Annotated in this window: 5 protein-coding genes; 3 read left to right on the top strand and 2 right to left on the bottom strand. The window is 66.3% G+C overall.

Translation table 11 applies throughout. From position 1 onward, the window contains the following. On the bottom strand, positions 1-271 hold a 271-nt coding region (locus tag LCD35_RS10630; protein WP_225044115.1), incomplete at its 3' end, for a hypothetical protein. Positions 272-273: 2 nt separating this feature from the next. Between LCD35_RS10630 and LCD35_RS10625 the strand changes: the two genes are divergently transcribed. After that, positions 274-1,230 (top strand): hydroxymethylglutaryl-CoA lyase, encoded by a 957-nt coding sequence (locus LCD35_RS10625; protein WP_224957863.1) that lies wholly within the window; start codon positions 274-276, stop codon positions 1,228-1,230. Positions 1,231-1,294: 64 nt separating this feature from the next. Here LCD35_RS10625 and dnaE read toward each other — a convergent pair whose 3' ends face one another. Continuing rightward, complete coding sequence (dnaE, locus tag LCD35_RS10620) at positions 1,295-4,834, bottom strand: DNA polymerase III subunit alpha (protein WP_374108066.1); 3,540 nt, start codon at positions 4,832-4,834, stop codon at positions 1,295-1,297. Between the two features lie 395 nt (positions 4,835-5,229). On the opposite strand from dnaE, the gene LCD35_RS10615 reads away from it, so the two are divergent. Further along, positions 5,230-5,649 (top strand): TetR/AcrR family transcriptional regulator, encoded by a 420-nt coding sequence (locus LCD35_RS10615; RefSeq protein WP_225044113.1) that lies wholly within the window; start codon positions 5,230-5,232, stop codon positions 5,647-5,649. A 1-nt stretch (position 5,650) separates the two neighbouring features. Beyond that, on the top strand, positions 5,651-6,007 hold the full coding sequence (locus LCD35_RS10610) for a hypothetical protein (RefSeq protein WP_225044112.1): 357 nt from the start codon (positions 5,651-5,653) through the stop codon (positions 6,005-6,007). Position 6,008 lies beyond the last annotated feature (1 nt).

Here is a 6,008-nt window from a genome sequence, read left to right as displayed (position 1 = left end):
GTCGGCCCGCTGCCGCGCAGCATGCGAGTGCCCAGGAGGAACGGTGTCGACCAGTCGACCAACAGGATTCGAAGATCGCCCCATCGCTCAGCGGCGAGAGCTGGTGGCCGAGAACGCCGCCACGCTCGACGGAGGCGACCTGGACGCCTCGGACTCCGGACATGCGCTCGGCCTCGATCAGGCCGAGCAGAACGTCGAGCGGTTGATCGCAGGCGGGGTCGTCCGAGCCGAGCACGCTGAACGGGCGCCTGTCGAACTCCGCGGTGAGCACCGATGACCGGGCTGCCGATGGTGGTGCCGGAACGGGGATTGCCCGAGCACGTGACCATCTGCGAAGTCGGCCCCCGCGACGGCCTGCAGGCCGAACAGGCCCGGCTGAACACCGGCATCAAGATCGAGCTCATCCGACGATTGCTGGCAGCGGGACTGCACTTGGTCGAAGCGACGAGTTTCGTGTCCCCGCGGTGGGTGCCGCAGCTCGGCGATGCCGCTGAGGTGCTCGCCGGTATCGACCTCTCCGGAACGGCGCGACACCCGGTGCTCGTGCCCAACGAGCACGGGATGCGACGTGCGTTGGAGGCCGGGGCGAAGGAGATCGCCGTGTTCGCCAGTGCGACCGAGGGCTTCGCCCGCCGCAACCTCGGACGCGGAGCCGACGAGGTGCTGGCGGCGCTCGCGCCGGTCGTGGCCGAAGGACGGCAGCGGGGCATGGTGGTCCGCGGCTATATCTCGATGTGCTTCGGCGATCCGTGGGAGGGCGCGGTCCCGGTCCATCGCGTAGTGGAGGCCGCGCGGCGGCTGGTCGATCAGGGATGCACGCGGATCGCACTGGGCGACACCATCGGGGTGGCGACTCCGGGCCACGTCACAGCGCTGGTCGAGGCGCTGGACGCGGCAGGGATCGCCCCTTCGGTGCTGGCGTTGCATTGCCACGACACCTACGGGCAGGCGTTGGCCAACGTGCACGCGGGCTTGCAGGCGGGCGTGCGGGAGTTCGACAGCTCGGTCGGCGGGACCGGCGGCTGCCCGTTCGCCCGCAGCGCGACAGGCAACCTCGCCACGGAGGATCTGGTGTGGATGCTGCACGGCCTCGGTTACGACACCGGCGTCGACCTCGCCGCAGTGGTGCGCACCGGCACGTGGCTGGCCAGACACCTGGGGCGGCCGAACCCGTCACGGGTTGCCGCGGCGCTGAGCCGGGAGGGCGATCGATCAGGGAGTGCGGAATGACCCTCGACAAGACAATGCCCAGTGCGGGGAGGCGGATCCGATATCTGATTCGTCCGGTTTGTGGTCAGCCCACGCGCTCGATCGCGATTCCCCGCAGTGACTTGAGCTCCGAGACGAGCTCGGTGCACACCTTCACCGGCCAAGCCGGCAGTTCGAGTCGAGTCGAACCCAAGTGGACGTGCACCGGGGTTTCGCCGCGGTAGGTGCCGAGCGTGTTGCGGAGTTCGCCGATGAGTTCCTTGTCGATCTTCTTGGCATCAGCGCGGAGCACGAACGGCGGCGCTGATCCGGGCGAGTGCTCGGCCGCGGCGATGTCCACCGGTACGGCGTCCGAGGCGAACACGCTGATCTCGCCTTCACGTTCGTTGACCCGGCCCTTGACGGCGAGCGCGGTGTCTTCGGCCAAGCAGTCGGAGAACAGCTCGTAGGACTTCGGGAAGAACAGCACTTCCACGCTGGCGTCGAAGTCCTCCAGCGTGACGATGGCCCAGGGCTGCCCGTTCTTGTTGAGCCGCCGCTGGATCGCTGAGATCATTCCAGCGATCTTGGCCTCTTCTTTGCCGTTGGGGCCGGGCTCGCGTTCTCCACCGACGAGTTCTGCGATGGTGGTGTCCTGGTACGGCCGCAACAAGCGCTCGGCGCCGTCCAGGGGGTGCGCGGAGACGTAGAGGCCGAGCATCTCCCGCTCGTACGCGAGGAGCTGTTTGCGCGGCCATTCCTCATGGGTGAACTGGAGGTGCGCCAGCGGGGAGGAATCGGGGCTGGTGGCGGTGTCGTCGCCTCCGCCGAACAGGTCGAACTGCCCCATCGCCTCTTGGCGTTTGAGGCCGATCACGGCGTCGACCGCCGCCTCGTGGTGTTGGGTCAGGGCCATGCGAGTGGCTCCGAGCGAGTCGAAGGCGCCTGCTTTGATCAGCGACTCGATGACCCGCTTGTTGCACGCGGTGATCTCGACCTTGTCGAGGAAATCGGTGAACGAGGAGTAGCGGCCCTTGGCCTCACGCGTTTTGGTGATCGACTCGACCACGTTCGTGCCGACGTTGCGGATGGCCCCCATTCCGAAACGGATTCGACCGTCCACGGCCGCGTGCCCGACGACGGATTCGTTCACGTCCGGCGGTAGCACGCGGATTCCCATTCGGCGGCACTCGGACAGGTAGATGCCGGTCTTGTCCTTGTTGTGCGCGTTGGCGGTCAGCAGCGCCGCCATGTATTCGGCCGGGTAGTGCGCTTTCAGGTAGGCGGTCCAGTAGGTCACCAAGCCGTAGGCGGCCGCGTGGGACTTGTTGAACGCGTATCCGGCGAAGGGCAGCACCGTCGCCCAGAGCTGGTCGATGGCCTCTTTGCTGTACTCCCGTTCGGCCATCCCGGCTTCGAACCGGGCGAACTGCTCGTCCATCACCTCCTTCTTCTTCTTGCCCATCGCGCGACGGAGCAAGTCGGCTTGTCCGAGCGTGTATCCCGCCACTCGCTGGGCGATGGCCATGATCTGCTCTTGGTAGACGATCAGGCCGTACGTTTCACCGAGCACGTCTTCGAGCGGTTGGTCGAGTTCGGCGTGGATCGGCTCGACGGGCTTCTTGCCGTTCTTGCGGTCGGCGTAGTCGAGGTGGGCGTTGACGTCCATCGGGCCCGGCCGGTACAGGGCGACGCAGGCGACGATGTCGCCGAACCGGGTGGGGGCCATGCGCTTGAGCAGCGATTGCATTCCGCCACCTTCAAGCTGGAACACGCCCAAGCTCTCGCCTCTGCCCAGCATCTCGAAGGTGGGGGCGTCATCGAGGGGGATGTCGAGCGGTTCGATCTCAACACCGTGATTGGCCTTCACCATGCGCACGGTGTCGTCGATCGTGGTCATGTTGACGAGGCCGAGAATATCGATCTTGAGCAGGCCCACGTCTTCGCACTGCGGCCCGTCCCAGCCGGTGATGATCTCACCGTCATCGCGTTTCCACAGCGGCAGCACGTCGAGCAGTGGTTCGCGGGAGATGATGTGGGCGCAGGCGTGCACGCCTGCGTTCCGGATCAAGCCTTCCAGTCCGCGTGCGGTATCGAAGATCTTGCCGATCTGCGCGTCGTTCTCGATCAGCGAGCGAACTTCGGCGGCCTCGGTGTAGCGCTCGTGCTGTGGATCGACGATCCCGGACAGCGGGATGTCCTTCGCCGCGATCGGCGCCGGTAGTGCTTTGCTGAACTGGTCGGCGAGCTGGAATCCAGGTTGCCCGAGGTGCACGCGGGCGGCGTCCTTGAACGCCGCTTTCGTTTTAATCGTGCCGTAGGTGATGACCTTGGCGAAGTATTCTTCGCCGTACTTCTCCTTCGCGTAGGCGATGACCTCATCGCGCCTGCGCTCGTCGAAGTCGATGTCGATGTCGGGTGGCGAGTCGCGCTCGGGGTTGAGGAACCGCTCGAACAGGAGTCCGTGTTGCAAGGGGTCGATATCGATGATGTGCAGAACATAGGACAGCAGCGCGCCCGCGGCCGAGCCACGTCCCGGCCCTACGCGAATGCCGTTGTTCTTGGCCCACCGGATCATGTCACCGACGACCAGGAAGTACGAGCTGTACCCCTTCTCGGTGATGACCTTCAGCTCCCATTCGAGCTGGTCGCGGTAGTCTTGGGTGAAGCTGTCGCCTGGGAATCGGGTCGGGATGAATTCCTCGACCTCTTCGCGCAGCACTTCGACATCGGTGCTGCCGGGCTTGATCTTGGCCTGCGGCATCCGGTTCGTGGGTGCGAATGCCTCGTCGTAACCCTCGACCATGTCGGTGATCAGCAAGGTGCTGTCGGCGGCGCCGGGAACCTCGGTGTCCCAGTACTCGCGCATCTCCGCCGATGATTTGATGTGGTAGCCGTCGCCGTTGAACTTGAACCTGTCGGTGTCGGCGAGCGTTGAGCGGGTTTGCAGGCAGAGCAGAGCGTCGTGGTGGCCGGCCTGATCCGCGGTCACGTAGTGGCTGTCGTTCGTGGCCACGGTCCGGAGGTCGAGTTGGCGGGCGATGTCCAGCAGCTCCGCGCGGATGTTGCGCTCCATCTGGATGCCGTGGTCCATGACCTCGATGAAGAAGCGGTCCGGCCCGAAGATGTCCTTGTAGTCGGAGGCGGCCTGCACGGCCTCCTGCTTCTGGCCCAGGCGGAGGCGGGTGAGGATTTCGCCGGCGAGGCAGCCGCTCGTGGCGATGATCCCGTCCGCGTGCTCGGCGATCAGCTCCTTGTCCATGCGTGGTTTGCGGAAGAACCCTTGCATGGACGCGAGCGAGGACAGCTTGAACAGGTTGCGCAGCCCGGTCGAGTTCTGCGCGAGCATGGTCATGTGCGTGTACGCACCGGCGCCGGAGACATCGCCGCTCTCGCCGTACTCGTCGACCTCTTTCTTGCCGGTTCGTGCTCGTTCGCCCCAGAACACCGGTTTCTTGTGGTAGCGGCTCGCCGGAGCAACGTACGCCTCGATGCCGATGATCGGCTTGATGCCGGACTTCTTGGCCTGCGCGTTGAAGGAGTGCGCGCCGAACATGTTGCCGTGGTCGGTCATCGCCACCGCGGGTTGTTCGAGCCGAGCGACCTCGGCGAACAGTGCGTTGTGCTTGGCGGCACCGTCGAGCATCGAGAACTCGGTGTGCACGTGCAGGTGAACGAACCGATCAGACACGCGGGCATCTCCGGGAGCGTCGGGTAGGGGCTGGGTCGGTGGCGGGTCAACTCTAGTCGTCCTACCCGGTGTAGCCGGGCTGCGTCGAGCGAGTGTTGCCGCCCCGCCGCACCGAGCCTGCGGGCGGGTTGGATCCGGCCGGTGCAGTCGCAGGTTCTGCAGTCGTCACCGCCCTGCCGGCCGCTTCCGCCGCAGTTCGGGCACGCCCTCCATCACCGGGCAGGGCGATCTGCAGTGCCCTCCGGGAACCGCCTTTCATCGAGGCGAGGGCGCTGGGTCGGACCGGCTCCCGAGGTTTTCATGACCGATCGTTCTTGACTGGTCGTTCCTGAAAGCGCTAGCGTCGTCGCATGGGACGGCGGCGGACTTTCGACGTGGACGAGGTCGTGGCGGCAGCGGCGGATCTGTTCGCGCGCCGCGCCTACGACGGGGTGTCCGTCGATGACCTGGTCACCCGGCTCGGCGTGCACCGCAACAGCCTCTACGGCGTGTTCGGCAGCAAGCGTGGCCTGTACCTGGCGGCGTTGCGCCACCACATCGAGCACGAGGTCCGCCCGCACCTGAACCGGGCGGCCGAACCGGATCATGTGCCGGAGTGGGATCTGCTGCTGGTCGCCGCGGTCGATCGGGCGCTCGACGATCCCGAGGTCGCCGACCTGGTGTCGTTGATTCTCGCGGAGGTGGACGAGGCGACGGGGGATCCGCGTGCGACCGAGGCGCTGCTGGGGCGTTGGTTGCGCCGGCGGCCGGTGATGGCGAAGGAGATCTGACGTGGCGGTAATCAGGGTGCAGGGCCAGGACCTGGTCGTGGAGATGGCGGGACTGGACAAGGTCTGGGCGCACAAGAGCAAGCTGACCATTCCGCTGGCGCATGTGCGGGGCGCCACGATGGATCCGGGCGTTCTGGGCGAGCCCAAGGGAATCCGGGCGCCGGGCACGCACGTGCCGGGCCTGATCACGGCGGGCACCTTCCACAAGGACGGCGAGAAGGTCTTCTGGGCCGTGCGCGACGCGCGGAAGGCCGTGGTCGTGGAACTGACCGACGACGAACGTTTTGCCCGCCTGGTCGTCGAAGTCGACGACCCGCGTGCGGCCGTAGCCCTGATCGAACGGGCCGCGAGCCGATGAC

The organism is Saccharopolyspora sp. 6V, from assembly GCF_020176785.1.
Taxonomy (GTDB): domain Bacteria; phylum Actinomycetota; class Actinomycetes; order Mycobacteriales; family Pseudonocardiaceae; genus Saccharopolyspora_C; species Saccharopolyspora_C gregorii.
Note: the sequence above shows the minus strand (reverse complement) of the source record. Positions and strands in the feature narration are given on the sequence as shown.